Genomic DNA, 25,708 nt, shown 5'->3' with positions numbered 1-25,708 from the left:
CTGCTTCAATACGAACCCAACTCATTAAAGCCGGTAGGTAAGGGTTTCCCACAGAGTAGCATAGACAGGCTTTCAAGCTCGGCCCAGACTGACTGACCATAATCCTGTTTCAGCGTGATTTCTATCTGGGTCAGTAAGCGCACAGCCTGAGCCAGCTGGGCAAGAGACAGACGCTGCAGTGCCTGGGTGACCAGCGGCCGACGGTTTTGCCAGACTTTTTGCTGATCAAACAGGGTCCTGATCGGGATGGTGTCCATTTTACGTTTCAGATTGAGTAACATCAGCAGTTCGCGCTGCACGGTTCGCAGTAAAATAACCGGCTCGCTGTCTTCGTGTTGCAACTGGCGCAAGATATGCCAGGCACGCTTACTTTTCCCGGCCAGCAATGCATCCAGCCAATGATAGGGCGTGAAATGTGCTGCATCGTTAACGGCCTCTTCGACGCGTGGTAACGTGAGTTTGCCATCCGGATAGAGCAGGGAAAGGCGCTCCAGCGACTGCGCAAGTGCCAGCAAATTTCCTTCGTAGCAATAGCACAAAAGCTGATTAGCCGGTTCATCAAGTTCAAGCGAAAGTTCTTTGGCGCGACGGGTTACCCAGCGGGGAAGTTGTGCCTGCTCAGGCGTCTGACAACTGACGAAAACACCTTTGTCACTTAACGCTTTAAACCAGGCGCCGTTTTCCTGTGCCTTGGTCAGTTTTGTACCGCGAAACAGCAGAAGGATATCGTCGTGGAGCAGGGTAGTCAGTTTGAGTAATTGTTCTGCTATCGGCGCCGTCGGGCCATTTTCGGGCAGAATAAGCATCAGGGTCTGGCGGCTGGCAAACAGGCTCAGTGCCTGACAGATGCTAAAAATGGACTCCCATTCGGTATGGGCATCAAGAAGGTAAGTGTAGTGTTCTTCAAAACCCGCCTGCTGGGCCGCCTGACGGATGCTGTCCTGGCTTTCCTGCAAAAGCAAAGGGTCATTTCCACATAACACATAACAAGCACGCAGCCCCTCACGGAGCTGCGCAGCAAGTTGTTCCGGATAAACTCGGATCATTGTGCGGAAGGTGTGGCCGGTGCCGTAGAAGATGCCGCAGAAGCATCAGACGACGTGGCCGCTGATGAACCGGTAGAAATGACTTCTACCTGACGTCCGCCGACATCGTCTGCTTTGTGCAATTCTGAAGCATGGACGGTCAGCAACTTACGGATCAGTTGCTGTGCGGCCTGCTGGCGCATTTCCTCTGTAATGATGTCCTGCTCGTTATCTTTCGCCAGCGCCGTTAACGGGTTGTCAAAGAAGGAGCGGAACACTTTGACATGGAGAGGATACAAATCCTTACCAGGCATCAGTACCGTTGCATTAATCGTCATTTCCATCTGATATTCAGCGGTTTTACCGTCCTGGAAGATCGATGCGGTAGTCTGACCCACTGACTCAGCACCAATGCGCAGCGACGGGATATTCTTACGCTGTTCTTTGGTCGGATCATCAACAATGGTCACATTGCTCAGACGCAACTGAGTCCTGATATTACGGGCCAACGGCCCATACGGATCTCCGCTGTCCAAAACGATTGTTTTCAGTTCGTCAGGCACATTGGTTTTTCCACGCAAATGGAATCCACAACCTGCTGTAACCAGCACTGCTGCGGTGAGCAGCAGTGTCATTATGGGATGTCGCACAGATCCTCCTTGACTCAACCTACAACCAGGTTAAGCAGTTTGCCCGGGACGTAGATTACTTTGCGAACGGTAACCCCATCCAGATATTTTGCGACCAAATGTTCTTCTGCCGCACGATCGCGCACTTGTTGCTCGGTAGCATCAGCGGCTACGGTGATTTTAGCACGCACTTTACCGTTCACCTGCACCACGACCAGCCTGGAGTCTTCAACCATTGCCTGCTCATCAGCTTGTGGCCATGGTGCGGTATCCACGTCACCTTCGCCTTTCAGCGACTGCCAGAGGCTGAAGCAGACATGCGGGGTGAAGGGATAAAGCATACGGACAACCGCCAGCAAGGACTCCTGCAGCAGTGCCCGATCTTGTTCGGTATCCTGCGGTGCACGACCCAGCTTGTTCATCAGTTCCATCACCGCCGCAATAGCGGTGTTAAAGGTCTGACGCCGGCCAATATCATCGGTCACTTTAGCGATGGTTTTATGCAAATCACGACGCAGATCTTTCTGTGCTTCATTCAGGGAAGCAATATCCAGGGCGGCAACCGGGCCTTTTTCTGTATGTTCGAAGGCCAGTTTCCAGACACGTTTCAGGAAGCGGTTTGCCCCTTCGACACCGGATTCCTGCCATTCCAGCGTCATTTCTGCCGGAGAGGCGAACATCATAAACAGACGCACGGTATCTGCACCGTATTTATCAACCATCACCTGCGGGTCGATGCCGTTGTTTTTAGACTTGGACATCTTGCTCATGCCGGCGTAAACCAGCTCACGGCCTTGTGAATCGGTCGCTTTGGTGATGCGACCTTTTTCGTCACGTTCAACTGTAGTATCGGCAGGAGAGACCCAGATACGTTCGCCGTTACTGCCGGTGTGGTAGAAGGCATCAGCCAGAACCATACCCTGACATAACAGACGTTTGGCCGGTTCATCAGAATCCACCAAACCTGCGTCACGCATCAGTTTATGGAAGAAGCGGAAATACATCAGGTGCATAATGGCGTGTTCGATGCCACCGACATACTGATCCACTGGCAGCCAGTAGTTGGCGGCCGCAGGATCCAGCATCCCTTCGTCGTATTGCGGGCAGGTGTAACGCGCGTAATACCAGGAAGACTCCATAAAGGTGTCAAAGGTATCTGTTTCTCGCAGGCCCGGCATGCCGTTCACCGTCGTTTTTGCCCACTCAGGATCCGCTTTAATCGGGCTGGTGATACCGTCCATGACGACATCTTCCGGCAACACAACCGGCAGTTGATCTTCTGGTGTAGGAATAACAGTACCGTCTTCCAGCGTGATCATCGGGATTGGCGCGCCCCAGTAGCGCTGACGGGAAACTCCCCAGTCGCGCAGACGGTAGTTTACTTTGCGCTGACCCACGCCCTGAGCAACCAGTTTGTCGGCAATGGCGTTGAAACCGTCTTCGTGATTCAGACCATCAAATTCGCCTGAATTGAACAGCGTCCCTTTCTCTGTCATCGCTTCTGCGGTGATATCAGGGTGGCTGCCATCAACGTTCAGAATAACCGGTTTAATCTGCAGGTTATATTTGGTGGCGAATTCCCAGTCACGCTGGTCATGGCCAGGAACGGCCATCACCGCGCCAGTGCCATATTCCATGAGAACGAAGTTAGCGACCCAGATTGGCAGCTTTTCACCGGACAGCGGGTGAATGGCAAACAGACCGGTTGCCATGCCTTTCTTTTCCATCGTCGCCATTTCTGCTTCGGCAACTTTGGTGTTACGGCATTCGTCGATAAAATCGTTCAGGGCAGGGTTTTTCTGTGCACCCAACTGGGCCAGCGGATGACCGGCAGCGACGGCAACATAGGTCGCGCCCATAAACGTATCAGGGCGGGTGGTGTAAACCGTTACTTTTTCATCGCTGTCAGCCACGTCAAACGTGATTTCCACGCCTTCCGAACGGCCAATCCAGTTGCGTTGCATGGTTTTCACCTGCTCCGGCCAGCTTTCCAGCGTGTCCAGATCATTGAGCAACTGATCGGCGTAAGCCGTGATTTTGATGAACCACTGAGGAATTTCTTTACGTTCTACTTTGGTATCGCAACGCCAGCAGCAGCCGTCGATAACCTGCTCGTTCGCCAGAACGGTCAGATCATGCGGGCACCAGTTCACTGCGGAGGTCTTCTTATAAACCAGGCCCTTTTCGTAAAGCTTGGTGAAGAACCATTGTTCCCAGCGATAATAATCAGGTTTACAGGTCGCAACTTCACGATCCCAGTCATAGCCGAAGCCCAGCAATTTAAGCTGGTTCTTCATGTATTCGATGTTTTCATACGTCCACGGAGCAGGTGCGGTGTTGTTCTTAACCGCTGCCCCTTCCGCTGGCAGGCCAAACGCATCCCAGCCGATAGGCTGCAGGACGTTTTTACCGAGCATGCGCTGATAACGGGAAATCACGTCACCGATGGTGTAGTTGCGCACATGCCCCATGTGGAGACGGCCTGACGGATAAGGCAACATGGAGAGGCAGTAATATTTCTCCTTACCAGGCTGTTCGGTAACTTTAAAGGTTTGCTTCTCTTGCCAGTGAAGCTGAACGTGTGACTCGATGTCTTCTGGACGGTATTGCTCTTGCATGGCGGCCGGTGGTCCTGTGAGTGAAAACAGCTACGCCTGTAGCTCAAAAAGTTTTAATCAAAAGATCCGCATAGCATAGCTGATAAGCGGTTGGAGCAACAACACCCAGCGAAGGCTAAAGGGAATTTCTGTCCGCTTCTGGCGCATTATTCATAATCTGCGAGTCAGCGCGGGATAATCTGCACCACGGATCAGGCATTTACGACTAAAATAAAGGCAGTGCGCTCCCGCCGTGAAAATGGTTATGACAGTTCAAGGAGAGGAAATATGAGCAATATTACGCAATCTTACCGTCAGTTGGTGGCATCACTGACCGAACGGTTAAAACAGGGAGAACGCGATATCAGCGCGCTGGTGCAGGATGCCCGCGTCAGGCTGCAGGAAGAGGGCAAGCTGACGGAAATCCAGATTGAACAACTGACATCAGCGGTGCGTCGCGATTTGCATGAATTTGCCCGCAGCTATGAAGAAAACCAGCAAGCCGTGGCTGAAGAAGATGATGGCACGGACAGCGTGTTCATGCGGGTCATTAAAGAAAGCTTGTGGAAAGAGCTGGCAGATATGACTGATAAGACCCAGCTGGAATGGAAAGAGGTTTTTAAAGATGTCAGCCACCATGGGATCTATCACAGCGGAGAAGTCGTCGGACTGGGCAACCTGGTCTGTGAAAATTGTCATTTCCACTTAGCGGTGTATACGCCGGAAATTCTGAGTAAATGCCCGAAATGTGGTAACACGGAGTTTACGCGTCGCCCGTTTGAGCCTTAACGGACAAACACCTGCCCCTGATAATGCGGGCAGGTGTTATTTTTGACTCAGTGCGGGTCAGTGCAGGATCTTCGCCAGGAAATCCCGTGCGCGGTCTGATTCAGGATTATTAAAGAAATCGTCTTTGTTGCGATCTTCTACAATCTTGCCTTCATCCATGAAAATCACGCGGTTGGCCACTTTACGGGCGAAGCCCATTTCGTGCGTTACCACCATCATTGTCATGCCTTCGTTTGCCAGCTCCACCATGACGTCGAGGACTTCATTGATCATTTCCGGATCAAGGGCGGACGTCGGTTCGTCAAACAACATCGCGATCGGATCCATACATAACGCACGGGCAATCGCTACACGCTGCTGCTGGCCCCCGGAAAGCTGGCCGGGAAATTTATTGGCGTGCGCCGATAAACCGACACGGTCCAGCAATTTCAGCCCTTTATCTTTCGCTGCCGCTTTGTCACGTTTTAACACTTTAACTTGCGCCAGGGTCAGATTATCAATGATAGAAAGGTGCGGAAACAGTTCGAAATGCTGGAAAACCATCCCTACTTTTGCACGCAGTTGTGCCAGATTGGTCTTCTTGTCATTGACCGGCGTACCGTTGACCAGGATCTCGCCTTTCTGAACGGGCTCGAGGCCGTTCACGGTTTTTATCAGCGTTGATTTTCCTGAGCCGGAAGGCCCGCAAACCACCACAACTTCACCTTTTTTAACTTCGGTGCTGCAATCGGTAAGCACCTGAAAGTGCCCGTACCATTTAGAAACATTCTTCAGTGAAATCATGAAACGGTCCTTTTCTTCAAATAACGCACCAGCAAGGAAGCACAAAGGCTGATAACAAAATAAATAAATCCTGCAAACAGCACCATCTCGACCAGCGTACCGTCACGATCGCCAATGTTAGAGGCACTGCGGAAGAAGTCTGCGAGGCCCAGAACATAAACCAAAGAGGTATCCTGGAATAAAACGATAGCCTGCGTCAGCAGTAATGGCACCATCGCGCGGAAAGCCTGCGGCAGGATAACCAGCTTCATGGATTGCCATTGTGTCATGCCCAGCGCCAGTGCGGCGGAGGACTGACCACGGGCGATACTGATAATCCCGGCACGGATAATTTCTGAATAATAGGCCGCTTCAAATAGCGCAAATGCCACCATCGCAGAAATCAGGCGGATATCGGTTTTAGGCGAGAGACCGAGCACCTTTTGCAAGAAACCCGGCACGATCAGGTAAAACCAAAGCAAGACCATGACCAGCGGAACGGCACGGAACAGATTGACGTATGCCGAGGCAAACCAGCTGATAGGTTTGAACGTCGACAGACGCATGACCGCCAACAGGGTGCCCCACAAAATACCCACCACAATGGCCAGTGAGGTGATCTTCAGCGTGATGATCATGCCTTGCCATAAATAGGGCAGGCCGGGACCAATAGAACTCCAGTCGAATTCATGCATGCTTATTTCCCTCCCATGTTGCCCGGCAGGCGGACTTTACGTTCTACGAAATGCATCAGCAGCATGATGACGGCATTGATAAGGACATAAGCAACAGTGATTGCTGTGAATGATTCATATGCATGTGCGGAGTAATCCAGCAGCTTACCGGCTTGCGCGGCCATATCAACCAGGCCAATGGTCGAGGCAATAGCGGAGTTTTTCACCAGGTTGACCATCTCTGAGGTCATTGGCGGGACGATCACGCGGTAAGCATTGGGTAACAGCACATAGCGGTAAGTTTGCGGCAGCGTAAGGCCCATCGCCAGTCCGGCATTGCGTTGTCCGCTTGGCAGAGATTGAATCGCTGCACGCACCTGTTCGCATACGCGGGCGGCGGTAAACAGCCCAAGGCAAATGACTGAGGAGGTAAAGAACTGCACGTCAGGTGCCAGTTCAGATTTAAACCACATGCCGATATTTTCAGGCAGCAGTTCAGGGACCACCAGATACCAGATAAAGAATTGCACGATTAATGGCACGTTACGGAATAATTCGACGTAACAAGTCCCTATACCTGAGAGGATGCGGTTTGGAACGGTACGCAAAATACCGAACAGAGATCCGACGAAGAAAGCGATTATCCATGCGCAAATTGACAGTGCGACAGTGACCTGAAATCCATTCCAAATCCAGCCCAGATAAGTGGTGTTACCGAAGGGGGCTTGCTGCAGAAAAATGCCCCAGTTCCAATCTATTGACATAAAAACTCCGTAAAGCGGGTAAAGGCTTACCCATCTGAGTGATGACGCAATTCGCCTAAAGTGAATGGGAAAGAATGCGGGGTGGGGAACGACCACCCCGCATCTGTATCATCACAGGTTGGTGGTCCAACCTTGTATTTTAGTCACTTTTCACTCTTCTCTTGGTTATACCCGTCCATTTGGTATGACTTACAGCGCCTTATCGTTTGGCGCTTTGAACAGAGCTTTCATGTCATCGGACAGCTCAAAGTTCATGTTCAGGTTTTTCGGAGGAATAGGTTTTTTGAACCAGGTTTCAAACCACTTGACTGCCTCACCGGAGGTTTGCGCCTGCACGATGGTGTCATCAACTAATTTTTTAAACTCAGCATCATCTTTACGCATCATGCAACCATAAGCTTCTTTAGATTGCGGCGTACCGACGATTTCCCAGTTATCGGGTTTCTTGGCTTTCGCACGTTCACCCGCCAGCAGGGCATCATCCATCATGAACGCTACTGCACGGCCCGTTTCCAGCGTACGGAAGGAATCACCGTGGTCTTTTGCACTGATGATGCGCAGATCCAGTTTCTTCTCTTCGTTGAGTTTGTTGAGCAGAACTTCAGAAGTCGTACCGGAAGTGACAACAACAGTTTTGCCTTTCAGGTCAGTGAAATCTTTAATCTCTGAACCTTTTTTCACCAGCAGACGCGTACCAATCACAAAGATGGTGTCAGAGAAGGCCGCTTGTTGCTGACGTTCCAGGTTATTGGTTGTTGAACCACACTCAAAATCGTAGGTGCCGTTTTGCAGCAGCGGGATACGGTTCTGTGAAGTGATTGGCATCATTTTGACTTGCAGATTTGGCAGGTTCAGTTTTTTCTTCACCGCGTCAACGATAGCGTCAGAATAGTCCTGTGAATAACCCACAACTTTTTGTTCGTTGTTGTAGTAAGAGAATGGCACTGAGGATTCACGGTGACCCACCACGATAACGCCATTGTCTTTAATTTTTTTCAGGGTGCCGGTCAGTTCTTCTGCGTGAGCAAAGCTGCTTACGGTAACGCTTGCCAACAGTACTGATAACGCCAATTTGCGCAATTGCATGTCCAACTCCTTGCTGTCATTAGGGATCCAAACTCAGGGATCAGAAAGTACTAATGCCTCGTCATATGAAGCTAGAAAATAGCTGAATGTGAATATTATGAAACCACATTGTTTCTTTTTTGAGACGAGACACGCACCAAATCAAAGCAATCAAACGGCTATGCACTGAGAAAGTGCATGAGGAAGAGCGTGTTTGTACCGAAATGATGCATTCCGTCATAAAAAGTAACTAATCAGATATCTTTCAATCAGATGTAGCAAGAGTCATGCCAGATGACCTGATTTAACTTCACAAGTGGACAAAAAGGCAGCGCTTAATACCGCAGTCGAAACAATCGGCAGCAGGTAAAAGGGGGGAGAATCAGGGGGAAGAAAGCGGTGCTACAAAAAAGAACAGGCACCCCGGGTGCCTGTTTTAAAACGCAGTGCTTTTACTTAGGATTTACGGCGACAGAGCCACAGCGCAACCGCCGCCATGACTGTCGTAGCAAACCACACCGGCCACCAGCCAGCACAGGCATAAGGCGTCATGCCCGTGGTCGGCGTGACCTTCACGTTCAGCACCTGGCGGGTAAACTGAGGAATTTCGTGGGTCACATCCCCCTGTGCATTCACGACGGCGGTAATGCCGTTATTGGTGCTGCGCAGCAACGGGCGGCCCAGTTCCAGTGAACGCATACGCGCCATCTGGAAGTGTTGCCACGGGCCAATCGAATGACCGAACCAGGCATCGTTTGAAATCGTCAGCAGGAAGTTGGTGTCCGGCCGCAGGTTGTCGCGCACCTGCTCGCCAAAGACCACTTCGTAACAAATTGCAGTCGTCAGATTGAGGCCGCTGACAAACAACGGTTTCTGCACGTAATCACCGCTGGTCAGCCCGGACATCGGTAAATCGAAGAACGGGGCCAGGGGACGAAGAATAGCCTCCAGCGGCACAAACTCACCAAAAGGCACCAGATGATGTTTGTTGAAGCGGTTTTCGTCAGGATAGTGATATTGCTGTTCGCCACCGAGCACAATGGCGCTGTTATACACCTTCATACCCTCTTCGTTGCGACGGGCATCAATAATGCCGGTAATGAGCTGGGTGTTTTGCGCGCGATAGAGATTATCCACCATGCTCAGGAAACCCTGCTGATCGGATTCAATGTCAGAAATTGCCGATTCCGGCCAGATGATCATGCTGGATTTGCCTACGTACGGACGGCTGAGATCCAGATAGGTCTGTAACGCACTTTCCAGCGCTTTCGGATCCCATTTCATGGATTGTGGAATATTGCCCTGGACCAGGGCAACATCAACTGTTTTATCCGGCTGTTCCTGATACCAATGGATATAGCGCAGCGGCCACGGCAGGAGCAGCATCGCGGCAGCAATAATCGCCGGCGTGACACGACGCTGATAAACAGCGTAGACAAGCAATCCGCTCAGGGAGGTCAGTAAAAGGGTGATACCGTCGACACCGGTGATCGGCGCGAGACCTTTCAGAGGCCCGTCGATCTGGCTGTAGCCGAACTGTAGCCATGGGAAGCCTGTCAGCACCCAGCCGCGCAGAAATTCGGTTATTTGCCACAATGCCGGTGCACCAAGTGCCAGTTTCCACCAGGTGGTTTTTGGCCACAGTTTGCTGAACAAGCCCGCAAACAGCATTGTGTACAGCGACAAATAGGCCGCCAGCAAAACGACCAGGAAAAGGTTAATGGTTTCAGGCATGCCGCCAAAGGTGGCAATGCTGACATACACCCAGTTGACGCCGCTGCCAAACAGCCCCATTCCCCAGAAGAAGCCGAGCAGCGCTGCCTGCGCCGGGCGGCGATCCAGCGTTAAGGCCAGCAGTCCACAGAGTGAAATAATTGCCGCAGGCCAGAAGTCATAAGGGGAAAATGACACCGTGCCACAGGCACCGAAAAAGAGCGCCAGCAGGGCGCGAACCCGCTGGCGTTGATATAAAGAGGCAATTGCCATGGAGTGATTATTCTTCCAGTATCGGTTGCGGCGCGTCGTCCGGTATTTTTACGTGAACCTGAATGATACGACGGCTATCGGCCATCGCAACCTTGAACAGGTAACCGTCGATTTCAATGCTTTCACCACGCGCCGGTAAATGGCCGAATGACTGCATGACCAGCCCCCCAATCGTATCGACTTCGTCGTCACTGTAATGGGTCTGGAACACTTCATTAAAATCTTCAATTGGTGCCAGAGCGCGGACGGTATAGGTATGACGGCTGAGCTGGCGGATATCCAGATCTTCTGCTTCGTCGTATTCATCATCGATTTCACCGACGATCAGTTCGAGAATATCTTCGATGGTCACCAGACCGGAAACACCGCCGAATTCATCAACGACAATTGCCATATGGTAACGCTGTGAGCGAAATTCTTTCAGCATGCGATCTACGCGTTTGCTTTCAGGAACAACGACTGCGGTTCTCAGCACTTTATCGATGCTGAATGGCTCAGACTCTGTGCGCATAAACGGCAGCAGGTCTTTGGCCATCAGGATGCCTTCAATGTGATCCTTATCTTCGCTGATCACCGGGAAGCGAGAGTGTGCAGATTCGATAATGACATCGAGGCACTCTTCCAGCGGCTGATTGCGTTTTAGCGTGATCATTTGTGAACGTGGGATCATGATGTCCCGGACGCGCTGCTCGGCGATATCCATCACGCCTTCCAGCATGTCACGGGTATCGGGGTCGATCAGATCATTTTGTTCTGAATCACGGATCAGCTCAACCAGGTCACCACGGTTTTTAGGTTCACCGTGAAACAGCTGGCTAAGGATAAGGGAAAAGAAGCCCTTCTTGGGACTGGGGCTGTCACTATTTTGTGAATGGTCATCGCTCATGGCGTTTGGTTTTTTTTACTCGTAGTTAGTGAAAATTAGGCCAGGCGCCTGCGGATAAAACGTTATCAGGCAGACGTCAGGCGAGTTTACGGTGGATCTTAATTATCTTCTTTCTCTGAAATGTAGGGGTCAGGATAACCCAGACCCTGCATGATCTCAGTTTCAATCGATTCCATTTCTTCGGCTTCTTCGTCAACGATATGGTCATAACCCAGCAAATGCAAACTACCGTGAATGACCATATGCGCCCAATGGGCCAGAAGTTCTTTGTCCTGCTCTTTGGCTTCTTTCTCAACCACCTGACGACAAATAATCAGGTCGCCAAGGAGTGGCATCTCCATACCCGGAGGTGCTTCGAACGGAAAGGATAGCACGTTGGTCGGTTTATCCATCCCCCGATAAGTCATATTAAGTTCATGACTTTCAGGGATATCGACCAGCCGAATTGTCACTTCCGATTCTTCCTGAAATTGCGGAAGCACCGCCTCAAGCCAGGTCTGGAAGTCATTTTCTGACGGTAAACCTGCTGCATCTTCACAGGCAATTTGTAAATCGAGAATTACCGTATTCATTGACTGACCTGTTGTGTTGCATTGTGCTGATGTTCTTGTTTACGGTCTGCGGCAATCGCATCGCGGCGTTTTTGATCTTCTTCTTCCCAGGCTTCGTAGGCGACAACAATGCGCGCAACTACCGGATGACGTACCACGTCTTCACTGTGGAAGAAGTTAAAACTGAGTTCCCCGACTGACGAGAGGACTTCAATCGCATGACGAAGGCCTGACTTCTGATGACGCGGTAAGTCGATTTGCGTAACGTCACCGGTGATTACCGCTTTGGAGTTAAAACCAATACGGGTCAGGAACATCTTCATCTGTTCAATCGAAGTGTTCTGGCTTTCATCAAGGATAATAAAGGCGTCGTTCAATGTACGGCCACGCATGTAAGCCAGCGGGGCGACTTCAATAACGTTGCGCTCAATCAGTTTTTCAACTTTCTCAAAGCCGAGCATTTCAAATAATGCGTCATACAGCGGGCGCAGATAGGGATCGACTTTCTGACTGAGATCGCCGGGCAGAAAGCCCAGTTTTTCACCCGCTTCAACGGCAGGACGGGTCAGCAGGATACGACGTACTTCCTGACGCTCCAGTGCATCCACTGCAGCAGCCACGGCCAGATAGGTTTTACCGGTCCCCGCAGGGCCAATCCCGAAGGTAATATCGTGGTCGAGAATGTTGGCAATATATTGCGCCTGATTAGGCGTGCGCGGCTTTACCATGCCACGCTTGGTCTTGATGATCACGGCCTTGCCGAAATCAGGTACGCTTTCTGCCGTTTGTTCCAGCACACGGCTTTCTTTGATCGCCAGATGAATTTTTTCAGGATCAATATCCTGGATTTCACCGCGCAGCGGCGCAGTGTCTACGTATAAATCACGCAGGATGTCGGCGGCTGCCGCAACAGGCAGGCTCTTTCCGACCAATTTAAACGTGTTATCACGACGGTTGATTTCAACGCCCAACCGGCGTTCCAGTTGTTTGATATTGTCATCAAACGGCCCGCACAGGCTCAGCAAACGCTGGTTGTCTTCGGGCTCCAGTAAAATCTCTTGTGTTACAACGTTCAAACGAATCCTTTGGGTCGCTTCGGACCAGTTTACCCTTCATATTTCAAGCCGCAGATGCGTTGGCTGTATTCACTCACCCGAATTTGCCGCCTTACTGCAACTCGAATTATTTCGGGTACGTTTTATTAAACACCCGGCTGATAACTACTTTCAGCCGTCAACCATACCTGAGTTAATAATACATGCCCTTGGCAAAATATGCTGCACGGTGGCAGCCGTTGCAGGTACCTTCATCCGGATATGCGGCCTTTGCTGGAAAATTAAACCCTTGTGATGAAGTTATTACCGAAAATCTCAAAAGAAACAGGACGCCGGAGCGCCCTGTTGTTTTAAGGTAATGCCTCTTTCTGATGGTTTAGGGTTGATACACTCCAACGCCCAATTCATTTTCTTTACGGGTGCGTTCGATAACAGATTGCGGAGATTCATGCAGGCGAAGCGCCATCTGTTCTTCCGTGCGGACAACCACACCGCGCAGCGAATTGGCATAAACATCGACAATTTCGACATCAACGAACTTACCAATCATATCCGGCGTACCTTCGAAATTGACCACGCGGTTACATTCGGTCCGGCCCGTCAGTTCCATAATGTTCTTGCGGGATGTCCCTTCCACCAGAATGCGCTGAACGGTGCCCAGCGTGGCGCGGCTGAAACGCATAACCTGCTGGGTAATTCGGTCCTGTAACAGCGCCAGACGTTGTTTCTTCTCGTCCATGCTCACATCATCAATCATGTCGGCTGCCGGTGTACCAGGACGCGGAGAATAGATAAAGCTGAAACTGACGTCGTAATTGACCTGCGCAATCAGATCCATCGTACGTTCAAAATCTTCGTTCGTTTCGCCAGGAAAACCGATGATGAAATCTGAACTGAAATGAATATCGGGGCGTGCGGCGCGTAATTTACGGATCGTCGATTTGTATTCCAGCACCGTATGAGGGCGTTTCATCATCGTCAGTATACGATCGGAACCGCTCTGGATCGGCAGGTGCAGGAAGCTCACGACTTCTGGCGTGTCTTTATATACCTCGATGATATCATCAGTAAATTCGACCGGATGGCTGGTCGTGAAACGGATACGGTCAATGCCGTCAATGGCCGCCACCAGACGCAGCAATTCCGCGAAGGTACAGACGCCGCCATCAAAGGCCTCACCACGATAGGCGTTAACGTTCTGACCCAGCAGATTAACCTCACGCACGCCTTGCGCGGCCAGTTGCGCGACTTCAAACAGGACATCATCGCACGGGCGGCTAACTTCTTCGCCACGGGTGTAAGGCACCACACAGAAGCTGCAATATTTATTACAGCCTTCCATGATGGAAACAAAGGCTGTCGGGCCGTCTGCGCGGGGTTCCGGCAGGCGGTCAAATTTTTCAATTTCAGGAAAGCTGATATCCACGACCGGGCTTTTGGTGCCGCGTACATGGTTCACCATTTCCGGCAAACGGTGCAGAGTTTGCGGGCCGAAGACGATGTCGACGCAAGGCGCACGTTTACGCAGCATTTCTCCTTCCTGCGACGCAACGCAACCCCCGACGCCGATGATGATATCCGGGTTTTTCTTTTTCAGTAATTTCCAGTGTCCGAGCAGGCTGAACACTTTCTCCTGCGCTTTTTCCCTTATTGAGCAGGTGTTCAGCAGCAGGATATCTGCTTCATCAGCGTTATCCGTCAGCTGGTAACCATGGGTGCTGTCGAGAAGGTCAGCCATTTTGGATGAATCATATTCATTCATCTGGCAGCCCCAGGTTTTTATGTGCAGTTTTTTAGTCATCAGCGTGTCAGTACTCAATACGGGGGAACGTTAGATCGGCAGTGCCGCAGTGCATAGCCTATTCAGGGGGGCTATTGTAAACCCTCACTCCGGTGCTGACCAGTGCAGGAAAACAGCTTAGGCCCTGATGCTGACACAAAAATCCGGTACACTTCGCATAATGAACCGAACAGAAAGCCGGAACACAATGAATAATTCTGATAAGACATTTGATGCAGTGATTGTCGGTGGCGGCATGGTTGGTGCTGCAGCCGCACTGGGGATGGCGCAGCAGGGATTGCAGGTCGCACTGATAGAGAACGAAGCGCCTGCCGGATTTGACCCGTCAGCGCGCGCTGATTTGCGCATCTCCGCGATTGGTTGCGCATCAGTACGCTTTTTACAGAAACTGGGAGCGTGGGATGCGGTTGAAAAAATGCGCTCAGTACCGTACCGCCGTCTGGAAACCTGGGAAGCGGACGGCTCTGAAGTGAAATTCGATGCGCAATCCCTCGGATTACCGGAACTGGGCTTCATGGTCGAAAATCGGGTACTTCAGCTCGCGCTGTGGCAACAGTTCGATGCCCATAACAATCTGACCTGTTTTTGTCCGGCAAAGTTACGCCATCTTTTGCAGCACGGTGATAAAACCTGGTCACTGCAACTGACTACCGGGGATTTGCTGCGCACGAAACTGGTTATTGCCGCCGACGGTGCGAACTCCCTGGTGCGCCAGCTGGCGGGAATTGGGGTGGACGGGTGGGAATACCGTCAGCACTGCATGCTGATTAATGTCGAAACTGCCACGCCGGATCAGGACGTGACGTGGCAGCAATTTTTCCCTTCCGGCCCGCGGGCGTTTCTGCCATTGTCCGGCAATCAGGCCTCGCTGGTCTGGTATGACAGCCCGCAGCGTATCCGTTACCTGAAAACGCTGAATATGCAGCAGCTCACGACAGAAGTGATGCAGGCCTTCCCGGCACGTCTGGGCACGGTGAAAGCAATATCTGCAGGTGCGTTTCCGCTGGTTCGACGCCACGCTCAGCGTTATGTCTTACCGGGGCTGGCGCTGGTGGGTGACGCGGCACATACCATTAATCCGCTGGCCGGGCAGGGCGTGAACCTGGGGTACCGCGACGTGGAAGCGTTATTATCGGTGCTGGAGAAGGCACGTGACCATAATGAAGCCTGGAGCAGCGAAAAAGTGTTGCGGCGCTATCAGCGCCAGCGTCGTCTGGATAATCTGCTGATGCAAAGCGGGATGGATTTATTCTACACCGCCTTCAGCAATGATCTGCCGCCGGTGAAAGCATTGCGTAATCTGGCGCTGATGACTGCTCAACGTGCAGGTGTGCTGAAAATCAAAGCGCTGAAATATGCTTTAGGGATTTAACAACCTAAAGGCTGGCGATGAGCATCTTTGCCGGCCTTTTTTGCAGGATAGTAGAAGTGTAGAAAAGCAAAAGGCCTGCTAAAAAGCAGGCCTTTCTAATGTGGCTGGGGTGCCAGGATTCGAACCTGGGTATGCTGGTATCAGAAACCAGAGCCTTACCGCTTGGCGACACCCCAATTTTGTTTCTCACTACCTTTTAAGCAGTGTACTGCAAGTAAAATGGTGGCTACGACGGGATTTGAACCTGTGACCCCATCATTATGAGTGATGTGCTCTAACCAGCTGAGCTACGTAGCCAAATTTTACTGACTTACTTCAAAACTTCAAGCACTAATTTAACTAACTTAATAATAAATTTCAAGTGCTTACCAATTATACAGAAAGAAGTATGGCTGGGGTACCTGGATTCGAACCAGGGTATGCTGGTATCAAAAACCAGTGCCTTACCGCTTGGCGATACCCCAACAGTACAACTTCTTCAAACTGGATTTTCCTCACAACCACATCAATATAACAATGTGAAAGGTAAGAAAATGGCTGGGGTACCAGGATTCGAACCTGGGAATGCTGGTATCAAAAACCAGTGCCTTACCGCTTGGCGATACCCCAACTGTGCTACCGATGTCTGGAAATGGTGCGGGAGGCGAGACTTGAACTCGCACACCTTGCGGCGCTAGAACCTAAATCTAGTGCGTCTACCAATTTCGCCACTCCCGCAAAAAGATGGTGGCTACGACGGGATTCGAACCTGTGACCCCATCATTATGAGTGATGTGCTCTAACCAACTGAGCTACGTAGCCATCTTTTTTCGCGCTACCTTCATCGGCGTTGCGGGGCGCATTATGCGTATATGACCGTTTTGCGTCAACACCTTTTTTGGAGAAAAAGGCCGGAGGGCGTCCATTTGTCTGGCTTATAACCACTCTGGTGATTAATTGGGCAAAAGACATTATTTTTACTGGCTTTCCTCATAAAAAAACGGGCCCTGAGAGGCCCGTTTGCTATAAGGAGATTTACCGGTAAATCGGTTATTTGTAGGCGGACTGATGCACGCCAACAGCACGGCCTGACGGATCGTCCATGTTTTTGAATGCTTCATCCCACTCGATCGCTTTCGCTGAAGAACAGGCTACTGACGGACCGCCAGGCACACATTCTGCCGCACTTGGTACCGGGAACAGTTCTTCAAAAATCGTACGATACAGGTAGCCTTCTTTTGATGTTGGTGTGTTGTACGGGAAACGGAAATGTGCAGTTTCGAGCTGTTGATCGGTGATCTGCTGAGAGGCCACTTCTTTTAAAGTATCGATCCAGCTGTAACCTACACCATCAGAGAATTGTTCTTTCTGACGCCATGCAACGCTGTGTGGCAGATAAGACTCGAAACATTCACGCAGGATATGCTTTTCCATCTTGCCATTACCGCACATTTTGTCTTTTGGGTTGATACGCATTGCGACGTCGAGGAATTTTTTATCCAGGAACGGTACGCGGGCTTCCACACCCCAGGCTGACATCGCTTTGTTGGCACGCGCACAGTCATACATGTGCAGAGCCAGTAATTTACGTACAGTTTCTTCGTGGAATTCTTTGGCATTCGGCGCTTTGTGGAAATACAGATAACCACCGAGGACTTCGTCCGCCCCTTCGCCGGACAACACCATCTTGATACCCATCGCTTTGATTTTACGCGACATCAGATACATTGGTGTTGACGCGCGGATCGTCGTGACATCGTAAGTTTCGATGTGATAAATCACGTCGCGGATCGCATCCAGACCTTCCTGCACGGTGAAATGAATTTCGTGGTGCACGGTACCCAAATGGTTTGCCACTTCCTGAGCTGCACGCAGGTCCGGGGAACCTTGCAGGCCGACGGCAAAGGAGTGCAACTGCGGCCACCAGGCTTCGCTCTGATCTTTATCTTCGATACGGCGGCCGGCAAATTTCTTGGTAATGGCAGAAATTACGGAGGAATCCAGGCCACCGGATAGCAGGACGCCGTAAGGCACATCAGACATCAGATGACTTTTCACCGATTCTTCCAGCGCATCTTTCAGCGCTGTGGCGTCGGTCACGTTGTCTTTGACATTGTCGAAGTCAAACCAGTCGCGCTGGTAGTATTCGCGAATTTCACCGTCCTGGCTCCACAAATAACTGCCTGCCGGGAATTCTTTGATGGTGCGGCATACCGGCACCAGCGCTTTCATCTCTGAAGCCACATACATGTTGCCGTGTTCGTCATAACCCATATACAGCGGGATGATGCCTAAGTGGTCACGGCCAATCAGATACGCGTCTTTTTCGGTGTCATAAAGGATGAAGGCGAACATGCCTTGCAATTCATCGAGGAAGGCAGGGCCTTTTTCCTGATACAACGCCAGAATAACTTCACAGTCAGACGCAGTCTGGAATTCATACTTATCGCCCAGTTCAGCGCGCAAAGCCTGGTGGTTGTAGATTTCGCCATTAACAGCCAGAACATGCGTGTGTGCCGCGTTGTACAAAGGTTGTGCGCCGTTGTTGACGTCGACAATAGACAGACGCTCATGCGACAGAATGGCTTTATCGCTGGCAAACACACCGGACCAGTCGGGTCCGCGGTGACGCATCAGGCGCGACAGTTCCAGCGCTTTTTTGCGCAGCTCGACAGAGTCAGTTTTGATATCGAGCACACCGAAAATTGAACACATATTACTTTCTCCCTAACGACGTTTCTCTGGCTGTCATTTTTATGATTACGAATGAGGATCAACGTTGCCGTTCTTTCAGTTTTAACCCGGCGTTGTTGTGTTGCTGACTATGAAAATGCGTCAAAACCCCCATGTTGTGCAAGCGGTTTAACGCTCTTCTGATAAATAGTTGGTTGATGACGGGTTATCTTTGATGGATTATCAATTTTTAGGGTGTTTAATTAGCGGATTATTAATTTAATCGTCAAAAATTGAGGAGGATTCAAAAAAAGAGAAAAGTGGATAAAAATCAGGCGAAAAGGTCAAAAAAAAGAGCCTGAATAAAAATTCAGACTCGTTTTCAGGCAGTTAACGGAAAGGCTTAAATCACGTCAATGTCGGCCACGGAAGGGTAAATCCAGGTCGGGCGGAAAGGCATGCCCTCTATATCATTGAGTGTGGAAACGCCGGTCAGCACCAGAACGGTTTCCAGACCTGCCTGGAAGCCCGCCAGAATGTCAGTCCGCAGATTATCACCCACGATGACGGTATCTTCGGAATGCGCCTGCATTTTATTGAGTGCCGAACGGATAATCCACGGACTCGGTTTGCCGACATAAAACGGCTGGCGTCCGGTGATTTTTTCGATAGGTGCACACAACGCACCGCAGGCCGGTACAAAACCGTGCCCGTGATTATCAGGATTTGTTGCGATAAAGCGCGCGCCGTTTGCCACAAAATAGGCGGCTTTATGGATCATGTCCCAGTTATAAGAACGGGTCTCACCGACAATCACGAAATCAGGATTGATATCGGTAATGGTAAAACCGGCTTTATATAATTCATGAATCAGGGCACCTTCGCCGACGACATAGGCTTTTTTGCCTTCCTGACGTTTGAGAAAATCAGCGGTGGCCATGGCGGAAGTGAAAAAAGCACTTTCAGGCACGTCAAGACCGGCAGCGCTGAAACGGTTTGCCAGATCTTGTGCTGTCTGGGAAGGGTAGTTAGTGAGAATGACCAAAGGCATCCCCTGTTCCTGAATCCGCGCCAGAAAACGGTCGGCACCGGGTACTGCGGTATTGTCGTGCAACAGCACGCCATCAATGTCACAAATTACGTTCTTTATCGTCATGATTTCCAAACCCACATTTTCAGTCCCATTTCTGGCAGCCAGATACTATAGCACGTCTTAATTTTCCATCAGGCGCTGTAACAGAACGCCATTTAACATTGCCCGTTTAACCAGGGCAAACGCACCAATCGCTGACTGATGATTCAGGGCGGACGTCACAACAGGTAAATTACGCCGGAAATCTTTCAGAACCTGCGCATTTATACAGTTCTGAATCGCCGGAAGCAGCACTTTATCGGCTTCGGTAATTTCGCCGGCTATCACCACTTTTTGCGGATTAAACAGGTTTATCGCGATCGAGACACCTTTACCCAACTGGCGGCCAACGTGTTCGATGACTTCGGTTGCCAGCGGATCGTGGCGGTTGGCGGCTTTGCAGATCGCCGAAATTGAGCAATCGTTCAGGCTGAGTTTGCTGGCATAACCTTGTGTCAGTAAATGACGTACCCGATTTTCGATGGCCGCGTTAGCCGCAACGGTTTCCAGACAGCCGAAATTACCGCAATGACAACGTTCGCCCAGCGGGTCGATCTGTATATGGCCAATTTCACCGACGTTGCCGTTACTGCCGAGAAAAATCTGGCCGTTAACGATGATTCCGGCACCGGTACCGCGATGTAAACGAACCAAAATAGAGTCCTGGCAGTCGCGGGTAGCACCAAAGTAATGCTCGGCAAGTGCCAGACTGCGGATATCGTGGCCAACAAAGCTGGTAACTTTAAACCGGGCCTCCAGCGCATCGACTAATTTCCACGCGCCCACGCTGATATGTGGCATGTAGCGCACGATGCCTTTATTCGGATCGACCAGCCCCGGAAGGATGACGGAAATGGCAATCAGTTCGCGAATTTTGCGCTGATTAAATTCGATGAATTGCGCAATCGCCTCGAACAGGGCATTTTCGAGGGTTTCCTGAGTCCGTTCGGGCAGGGCGTAATGTTGTTCGGCCAGAGATTTGGCGCTGAGATCATAGAGTGTAATCGTCGCATCATGACGACCAAGACGCACTGCGACGGTATGGAAAGGGCGGGTTTCGGTGATGATAGAAATCGCGCGCCGGCCCCCGGTGGAAGCCTGCTGGTCAACTTCTTTAATCAGCCCGCGCTCAAGTAATTGTCGGGTGATTTTGGTGACACTGGCGGGCGCTAACTGACTCATGTCAGCAATCTGAATGCGCGAAATGGGACCTTGTTGGTCAATCAGGCGGTAAACCGCCGCGCCGTTTAACTGCTTCACCAGATCAACGTTGCCGATTTGTGCCTGCTGTCCGCCAGTTGTCATCAATGCTTTTATCCGCTCAATTAAACTTCGTCACCATTAACGATAGTTTTTGTGATTTTAAAATCATGAGTGAACGCGGTGAGATTAGCGACTTTACCTGCTTCGATGCTGCCCAGTTGATCGGCAACACCAATAGCGCGTGCCGGATAAAGCGTTGCCATACGCAGCGTTTCATCCAGAGCAATCCCGACATGTTCGACGCTGTTTTGCACCGCTTCAATCATTGTCAGGGCCGAGCCGCTCAGTGTTCCGTTTTCGTCCACACAGAGTCCGTCACGGTAGTATATTGTTTTACCGGCAAAAATGAACTCATCAATATTCGCGCCAGCAGGGGCAGTTGCGTCGGTGACCAGCACCAGCTTCTCACCTTTGAGTTTTTTCGCGTTGCGGATATTCGCCCAGTCGACATGCAGACCGTCAGCGATCACGCCGGTATACACTTCCGGCGTATCAAAAATTGCACCAATAAGACCAGGCTGACGACCTGTGATAGCAGGCATTGCATTATAAAGGTGCGTAGCAAAGCTGATACCTGCGGCAAAACCGGCACGTGCTTCAGCATAGGTTGAATTTGAATGACCTGCGGAAATGACGATTCCTGCTTCATGCAGCTGGCGGATATATTTTGCATCAACCTGTTCAGGTGCGAGCGTCAGTTGGGTAATTACATCCGCATTGGCGCACAGGAAATCAATCATTGCGCTGTCTGGCAGCCGGATAAAGGCCGGATTATGCGTGCCTTTTTTCAGCGGGCTGAGGTACGGTCCTTCCAGATGCAGGCCCAATGCCTGATTTGGATACTTTTCCAGATAGGTGCGCATGACGCTAATGCCGTGTTTCATGTAGTCATCGCTACAGGTAATGAGCGTCGGCAAGAAACTGGTACATCCGGATTTTTCATTGGCTTTCTGCATGATTTCTAACGTTTCTACTGAAATCGCTTCCAGTGAATCGTTGAACTGCACACCGCCACAACCATTAAGTTGCAGATCGATAAATCCGGGGGCAAGAATGGCACCATCCAGACTGCGGGTTTCCACATTCGCCGGTAATTCACTCACCGGGCAGACACGTTCGATTTTGCCATCGGCAATCACTACCGCGTGGTTATCCAGAACGTCATGACCGGTATAGACCCGGCCCTCAATCAATGCGTACATCATGCCCCCATTCCCCTAAATCCTTTGAGCCGCAGCGGCGTTGGCTGCCTTCACTCACTCCGGTCACTTACGTGAGTAAGCTCCCGGAGATTCGTTCAGTTGCCGTCTTGCTGCAACTCCAATGCTTTCGGGGACTCAATTAATTAAAGGTTTTTCATATTTTCCGCTTCTAACTCGCGGAAATATTTAACAGTTTTGACTTTCAGTTCCATGGTGGAAGGTTCATCACACACCATAACGGCTTTTGCGTGCAATTGCAGGCAACTGATGGTCCACATGTGGTTGATATTACCTTCAACAGCTGCTTCCAGTGCCTGCGCTTTCGCATGACCAGTGACCAGAATCATCACTTCTTCCGCATCCAGCAGTGTGCCAACACCCACGGTCAGGGCGTATTTTGGCACCTGAGAGACATCATTGTCGAAGAAACGTGAGTTCGCGATACGGGTTTCATGCGTCAGGGTTTTGATACGGGTACGGGAAGCCAGAGAAGAAGCCGGTTCGTTGAATGCGATATGCCCGTCGTTGCCCACGCCACCCATAAACAGGTTAATTTTGCCGTAAGACTTAATTTTCGCTTCGTACTGGCGGCATTCTTCGTTGACGTCGGGTGCGTTACCATTCAGAAGATTGATGTTTTCGCGTGGAATATCAACGTGGTCAAAGAAGTTTTTGTACATAAACGTATGGTAGCTCTCAGGGTGTTCCTGCGGCAGACCGACATATTCGTCCATGTTGAAAGTCACTACATGCTTAAAGCTAACCTGGCCTGCTTTATGCATAGCGATTAAATGCTTGTAAGCTTCGAGCGGGGTACCCCCGGTTGGTAAGCCTAATACAAAAGGACGGTCTGCGGTGGGTTTAAACGCGTTGATGCGTTCAACGATATGACGTGCAGCCCATTTGCCAACTTCAGTGGGGGTGTTTAACGGAATAAGTCTCATCAGATACCTCGAGTTTCAGAATATTGAATATACTGTTGATATCCTTTGTCCTTGGCGTAGCAGGGGGTATTGACTGCTCTCTGTCTGCAACGTCAATGACTCGGATATAGGTAGTCAAAGCAAAAACTAAGTTCGTCGGTTCAAAGGCGGTTTTGTTAAGCGTAAACCACCGCAACGGTTTATGAGTGGCACAATGCCGTCTGGATTTTTTTAATGATAAAATAAGTTTGGTGTCTTGACCAGTAAAATGGCATGTTATCACCTCTTTTTGGTGACGATTCTCACAAAAAGAGAGGTTTTAATTTGCGATACGAAATAATCTTTTTACACTCGCATTGCTGTTAGTTATAAGTGCAGTTGGTTAAATCGGAACGGTAAATGTAAAGGTAGTAACCATACTAATTAAACTACTTAGGTGATTCGCCTGACGGCGGATAGGGGGAAATGTGAATATTCTTGGATTCTTTCAGCGTTTAGGCAGAGCGCTACAGCTGCCGATAGCCGTACTGCCAGTCGCTGCTTTATTGCTGCGTTTCGGTCAGCCTGATCTTCTTAATATGCCTTTCATCGCGCAAGCCGGTGGCGGGATTTTCGATAACCTCGCATTAATTTTTGCTATTGGTGTGGCATCCAGCTGGTCTAAAGACAATGCCGGGGCAGCAGCATTAGCAGGTGGTATTGGTTACTTCATCCTGACTAAAGCGATGATCACCATCAACCCTGCGGTAAACATGGGCGTGCTGGCCGGTATTATCACCGGTCTGGTGGGCGGTATGGTTTACAACCGCTGGTCTGATATCAAACTGCCTGACTTCCTGAGTTTCTTCGGTGGGAAACGCTTCGTTCCTATCGCAACCGGCTTCTTCTGTCTGATTCTGGCCGCTATCTTCGGTTACGTCTGGCCTCCGGTGCAGGATGCAATCCGTGCGGGTGGGGAGTGGATCGTAGGTGCTGGTGCATTCGGTGCAGGTATCTTTGGTTTCGTAAACCGTTTGCTGATCCCAACCGGTCTGCATCAGGTTCTGAACACCATCGCATGGTTCCAGATTGGTGACTTCACTAACGCTGCGGGTACTGTATTCCACGGTGACATCAACCGCTTCTACGCGGGTGACGGCACTGCAGGGATGTTCATGTCCGGCTTCTTCCCAATCATGATGTTCGGTCTGCCAGGCGCAGCATGTGCCATGTACTTCGCTGCACCGAAAGAGCGTCGTTCGTTGGTTGGCGGTATGCTGGTTTCAGTCGCGGTGACCGCATTCCTGACCGGTGTGACCGAGCCATTAGAATTCCTGTTCATGTTCCTGGCTCCGCTACTGTATTTAGTCCACGCTATCCTTACCGGGGTCAGCCTGTACATTGCGACAGCGTTGGGTATCCACGCCGGCTTCTCCTTCTCCGCAGGTGCCATCGACTATGCGTTGATGTACAACCTGCCAGCAGCCAGCAAGAACGTCTGGATGTTGCTGGTGATGGGCGTCGTGTTCTTCGTCATCTACTTTGTTCTGTTTAGCGTAATTATCCGCATGTTCAACCTGAAAACGCCGGGTCGTGAAGACGACGTTGAGCATATCGGTGAGCCGGAAGCGAACAGCAATACAGAAGAAGGTCTGAACCAGCTGGCGCTGAGTTACATCGGTGCGCTGGGCGGTTCTGACAACTTCAAAGGTATTGACGCCTGTATTACCCGTCTGCGTCTGAATGTAAAAGATGCGGGCACCGTTGATGATGCTGCCTGTAAACGTCTGGGTGCGTCAGGAATTGTTCGTCTGAATAAACAAAGCATTCAGGTTATTGTGGGTGCAAAAGCTGAATCTCTGGCTGATGCAATGAAAAAAGTGATGGCTCGCGGGCCAGTCGCCGCAGGTGTTGCAACGGCTGAGCCGGTTGCTGCTGTCAAAACTGCACCTCAGGCCGTGCCAAACAGCGTGAAAACGGTAGTGGAAACTTTAGTATCTCCGGTAACGGGTGATATCGTCGCGCTGGATCAGGTGCCTGATGAAGCCTTTGCCAGCAAAGCCGTAGGTGATGGTGTCGCTATTCGTCCTACCGATAAAATTGTGGTATCGCCAGCCGCGGGCACCGTGGTGAAAATCTTCAATACCAATCATGCTTTCTGCCTGGAAACCACTTCCGGTGCTGAGATCGTGGTGCATATGGGGATTGATACTGTGGCGCTGAACGGACAGGGCTTTACCCGACTGGTCGAGGAAGGCGCAACAGTCACCGCCGGTCAGCCTGTGCTCGAACTGGATCTGGATTATCTGAACGCCAATGCCCGTTCAATGATAAGCCCGGTCGTCGTCAGTAATATTGATGATTATACCGGTGTGGTCTCACTGGCCAGTGGTTTCGTGGTCGCGGGACAGACCAAGCTGTTCGACATCCAGAGCAAATAATTCGCCAGATGGCGTAACAGGTTGACGGAGTGACAGCGGGAAGAGAGCGATCTCTTCCCGCTTTTTTATTGCCTGAGAACAGACGCAGCAGAGATAACCACGATTTTATGCAACTAACGGTTGTTTCCCGACGTGGCTTGTTGGAACATAAGCGGTTATC

At 50.7% G+C, this 25,708-nt stretch carries 20 protein-coding genes and 6 tRNA genes; 3 read left to right on the top strand and 23 right to left on the bottom strand.

Annotated elements, in window-relative coordinates; translation table 11 throughout:
* Nucleotides 1-5: 5 nt before the first annotated feature.
* Genes holA through leuS form a run of 3 tightly spaced genes read right to left on the bottom strand, consistent with a single transcriptional unit; the run spans nt 6 to nt 4,272 of the window.
* Nucleotides 6-1,046 (bottom strand): DNA polymerase III subunit delta, encoded by a 1,041-nt coding sequence (gene holA, locus ETV65_RS06480; RefSeq protein ID WP_129952054.1) that lies wholly within the window; start codon nt 1,044-1,046, stop codon nt 6-8.
* Nucleotides 1,043-1,675 carry an LPS assembly lipoprotein LptE gene (gene lptE, locus ETV65_RS06475; RefSeq protein ID WP_129952053.1) on the bottom strand — a complete coding sequence of 211 codons (633 nt, stop codon included), beginning with the start codon at nt 1,673-1,675 and terminating at the stop codon, nt 1,043-1,045. The genes holA and lptE overlap by 4 nt, the downstream gene beginning before the upstream one ends.
* 14 nt (nt 1,676-1,689) lie before the next feature.
* Nucleotides 1,690-4,272 carry a leucine--tRNA ligase gene (leuS, locus tag ETV65_RS06470; RefSeq protein WP_129952052.1) on the bottom strand — a complete coding sequence of 861 codons (2,583 nt, stop codon included), beginning with the start codon at nt 4,270-4,272 and terminating at the stop codon, nt 1,690-1,692.
* A gap of 267 nt (nt 4,273-4,539) precedes the next feature.
* On the opposite strand from leuS, the gene ETV65_RS06465 reads away from it, so the two are divergent.
* The gene (locus ETV65_RS06465) at nt 4,540-5,040 is read left to right on the top strand and encodes a zinc ribbon-containing protein (protein WP_015698158.1); all 501 of its coding nucleotides are present in this window, start codon (nt 4,540-4,542) and stop codon (nt 5,038-5,040) included.
* A 57-nt stretch (nt 5,041-5,097) separates the two neighbouring features.
* On the opposite strand, the gene ETV65_RS06460 is transcribed toward ETV65_RS06465, so the two are convergent.
* From ETV65_RS06460 to miaB, 9 genes are all read right to left on the bottom strand, one after another.
* The gene (locus tag ETV65_RS06460) at nt 5,098-5,823 is read right to left on the bottom strand and encodes an amino acid ABC transporter ATP-binding protein (protein ID WP_013576488.1); all 726 of its coding nucleotides are present in this window, start codon (nt 5,821-5,823) and stop codon (nt 5,098-5,100) included.
* Entirely contained in the window at nt 5,820-6,497 is a 678-nt protein-coding gene (gene gltK / locus ETV65_RS06455; protein WP_129952051.1) for a glutamate/aspartate ABC transporter permease GltK, read from the bottom strand. The genes ETV65_RS06460 and gltK overlap by 4 nt, the downstream gene beginning before the upstream one ends.
* Before the next feature lie 2 nt (nt 6,498-6,499).
* Nucleotides 6,500-7,240, bottom strand: coding sequence for an amino acid ABC transporter permease (locus ETV65_RS06450; RefSeq protein WP_095921162.1), 741 nt, complete (start codon nt 7,238-7,240; stop codon nt 6,500-6,502).
* A 189-nt stretch (nt 7,241-7,429) separates the two neighbouring features.
* Complete coding sequence (locus ETV65_RS06445) at nt 7,430-8,326, bottom strand: amino acid ABC transporter substrate-binding protein (protein ID WP_129952050.1); 897 nt, start codon at nt 8,324-8,326, stop codon at nt 7,430-7,432.
* 435 nt (nt 8,327-8,761) lie between these two features.
* A complete protein-coding gene (gene lnt / locus ETV65_RS06440; protein WP_129952049.1) occupies nt 8,762-10,291 on the bottom strand; it encodes an apolipoprotein N-acyltransferase in 1,530 nt (509 codons plus the stop codon).
* Nucleotides 10,292-10,298: 7 nt separating this feature from the next.
* Nucleotides 10,299-11,177 carry a CNNM family magnesium/cobalt transport protein CorC gene (gene corC / locus ETV65_RS06435; protein ID WP_015698153.1) on the bottom strand — a complete coding sequence of 293 codons (879 nt, stop codon included), beginning with the start codon at nt 11,175-11,177 and terminating at the stop codon, nt 10,299-10,301.
* Between the two features lie 98 nt (nt 11,178-11,275).
* Complete coding sequence (ybeY, locus tag ETV65_RS06430) at nt 11,276-11,749, bottom strand: rRNA maturation RNase YbeY (RefSeq protein WP_013576482.1); 474 nt, start codon at nt 11,747-11,749, stop codon at nt 11,276-11,278.
* Nucleotides 11,746-12,804, bottom strand: coding sequence for a PhoH family protein (locus ETV65_RS06425; protein ID WP_129952048.1), 1,059 nt, complete (start codon nt 12,802-12,804; stop codon nt 11,746-11,748). Before ETV65_RS06425 ends, ybeY begins: the two co-directional genes overlap by 4 nt.
* Before the next feature lie 355 nt (nt 12,805-13,159).
* Nucleotides 13,160-14,584: a tRNA (N6-isopentenyl adenosine(37)-C2)-methylthiotransferase MiaB gene (gene miaB, locus ETV65_RS06420; RefSeq protein WP_129952047.1), complete on the bottom strand. Its 1,425-nt coding sequence runs from the start codon at nt 14,582-14,584 to the stop codon at nt 13,160-13,162.
* 187 nt (nt 14,585-14,771) lie between these two features.
* Between miaB and ubiF the strand changes: the two genes are divergently transcribed.
* Nucleotides 14,772-15,956 carry a 3-demethoxyubiquinol 3-hydroxylase gene (gene ubiF, locus ETV65_RS06415; protein WP_129952046.1) on the top strand — a complete coding sequence of 395 codons (1,185 nt, stop codon included), beginning with the start codon at nt 14,772-14,774 and terminating at the stop codon, nt 15,954-15,956.
* A gap of 101 nt (nt 15,957-16,057) precedes the next feature.
* On the opposite strand, the gene ETV65_RS06410 is transcribed toward ubiF, so the two are convergent.
* The 11 genes from ETV65_RS06410 to nagB all read right to left on the bottom strand — a co-directional run bounded on the left by ETV65_RS06410 (nt 16,058) and on the right by nagB (nt 23,149).
* Nucleotides 16,058-16,132, bottom strand: a tRNA-Gln gene (locus ETV65_RS06410).
* A 44-nt stretch (nt 16,133-16,176) separates the two neighbouring features.
* Nucleotides 16,177-16,253: transfer RNA gene (locus ETV65_RS06405), tRNA-Met, on the bottom strand.
* Nucleotides 16,254-16,345: 92 nt separating this feature from the next.
* Nucleotides 16,346-16,420, bottom strand: a tRNA-Gln gene (locus ETV65_RS06400).
* 70 nt (nt 16,421-16,490) lie between these two features.
* A tRNA-Gln gene (locus tag ETV65_RS06395) sits at nt 16,491-16,565 on the bottom strand.
* Between the two features lie 23 nt (nt 16,566-16,588).
* A tRNA-Leu gene (locus ETV65_RS06390) sits at nt 16,589-16,673 on the bottom strand.
* Nucleotides 16,674-16,680: 7 nt separating this feature from the next.
* Nucleotides 16,681-16,757: transfer RNA gene (locus tag ETV65_RS06385), tRNA-Met, on the bottom strand.
* A 228-nt stretch (nt 16,758-16,985) separates the two neighbouring features.
* A complete protein-coding gene (gene asnB, locus ETV65_RS06380; RefSeq protein WP_129952045.1) occupies nt 16,986-18,650 on the bottom strand; it encodes an asparagine synthase B in 1,665 nt (554 codons plus the stop codon).
* Nucleotides 18,651-19,011: 361 nt separating this feature from the next.
* Nucleotides 19,012-19,764 (bottom strand): HAD-IIA family hydrolase, encoded by a 753-nt coding sequence (locus ETV65_RS06375; protein WP_037040039.1) that lies wholly within the window; start codon nt 19,762-19,764, stop codon nt 19,012-19,014.
* 57 nt (nt 19,765-19,821) lie between these two features.
* A complete protein-coding gene (locus ETV65_RS06370) occupies nt 19,822-21,045 on the bottom strand; it encodes an ROK family protein (protein WP_129952044.1) in 1,224 nt (407 codons plus the stop codon).
* A gap of 20 nt (nt 21,046-21,065) precedes the next feature.
* Nucleotides 21,066-22,205 (bottom strand): N-acetylglucosamine-6-phosphate deacetylase, encoded by a 1,140-nt coding sequence (gene nagA, locus ETV65_RS06365; protein ID WP_129952150.1) that lies wholly within the window; start codon nt 22,203-22,205, stop codon nt 21,066-21,068.
* A gap of 143 nt (nt 22,206-22,348) precedes the next feature.
* The gene (gene nagB / locus ETV65_RS06360; RefSeq protein ID WP_129952043.1) at nt 22,349-23,149 is read right to left on the bottom strand and encodes a glucosamine-6-phosphate deaminase; all 801 of its coding nucleotides are present in this window, start codon (nt 23,147-23,149) and stop codon (nt 22,349-22,351) included.
* Between the two features lie 446 nt (nt 23,150-23,595).
* On the opposite strand from nagB, the gene nagE reads away from it, so the two are divergent.
* A complete protein-coding gene (gene nagE / locus ETV65_RS06355) occupies nt 23,596-25,548 on the top strand; it encodes a PTS N-acetyl glucosamine transporter subunit IIABC (protein ID WP_129952042.1) in 1,953 nt (650 codons plus the stop codon).
* The last annotated feature ends 160 nt before the right edge of the window (nt 25,549-25,708 follow it).

It is taken from the genome of Rahnella sp. RFA10(1/100) (genome assembly GCF_004195115.1).
Lineage (GTDB): Bacteria > Pseudomonadota > Gammaproteobacteria > Enterobacterales > Enterobacteriaceae > Rahnella > Rahnella perminowiae.
This window is presented reverse-complemented; position numbering and strand designations above follow the sequence as displayed.

Excerpts from the sequence above, each read along its gene's own strand:
- holA (WP_129952054.1), bottom strand. The coding sequence starts at position 1,046 with ATGATCCGAGTTTATCCGGAACAACTTGCTGCGCAGCTCCGTGAGGGG.
- leuS (WP_129952052.1), bottom strand. The coding sequence starts at position 4,272 with ATGCAAGAGCAATACCGTCCAGAAGACATCGAGTCACACGTTCAGCTT.
- ETV65_RS06465 (WP_015698158.1), top strand. The coding sequence starts at position 4,540 with ATGAGCAATATTACGCAATCTTACCGTCAGTTGGTGGCATCACTGACC.
- ETV65_RS06460 (WP_013576488.1), bottom strand. The coding sequence starts at position 5,823 with ATGATTTCACTGAAGAATGTTTCTAAATGGTACGGGCACTTTCAGGTG.
- gltK (WP_129952051.1), bottom strand. The coding sequence starts at position 6,497 with ATGCATGAATTCGACTGGAGTTCTATTGGTCCCGGCCTGCCCTATTTA.
- ETV65_RS06450 (WP_095921162.1), bottom strand. The coding sequence starts at position 7,240 with ATGTCAATAGATTGGAACTGGGGCATTTTTCTGCAGCAAGCCCCCTTC.
- ETV65_RS06445 (WP_129952050.1), bottom strand. The coding sequence starts at position 8,326 with ATGCAATTGCGCAAATTGGCGTTATCAGTACTGTTGGCAAGCGTTACC.
- lnt (WP_129952049.1), bottom strand. The coding sequence starts at position 10,291 with ATGGCAATTGCCTCTTTATATCAACGCCAGCGGGTTCGCGCCCTGCTG.
- corC (WP_015698153.1), bottom strand. The coding sequence starts at position 11,177 with ATGAGCGATGACCATTCACAAAATAGTGACAGCCCCAGTCCCAAGAAG.
- ybeY (WP_013576482.1), bottom strand. The coding sequence starts at position 11,749 with ATGAATACGGTAATTCTCGATTTACAAATTGCCTGTGAAGATGCAGCA.
- miaB (WP_129952047.1), bottom strand. The coding sequence starts at position 14,584 with ATGACTAAAAAACTGCACATAAAAACCTGGGGCTGCCAGATGAATGAA.
- ubiF (WP_129952046.1), top strand. The coding sequence starts at position 14,772 with ATGAATAATTCTGATAAGACATTTGATGCAGTGATTGTCGGTGGCGGC.
- asnB (WP_129952045.1), bottom strand. The coding sequence starts at position 18,650 with ATGTGTTCAATTTTCGGTGTGCTCGATATCAAAACTGACTCTGTCGAG.
- ETV65_RS06375 (WP_037040039.1), bottom strand. The coding sequence starts at position 19,764 with ATGACGATAAAGAACGTAATTTGTGACATTGATGGCGTGCTGTTGCAC.
- ETV65_RS06370 (WP_129952044.1), bottom strand. The coding sequence starts at position 21,045 with ATGACAACTGGCGGACAGCAGGCACAAATCGGCAACGTTGATCTGGTG.
- nagA (WP_129952150.1), bottom strand. The coding sequence starts at position 22,205 with ATGTACGCATTGATTGAGGGCCGGGTCTATACCGGTCATGACGTTCTG.
- nagB (WP_129952043.1), bottom strand. The coding sequence starts at position 23,149 with ATGAGACTTATTCCGTTAAACACCCCCACTGAAGTTGGCAAATGGGCT.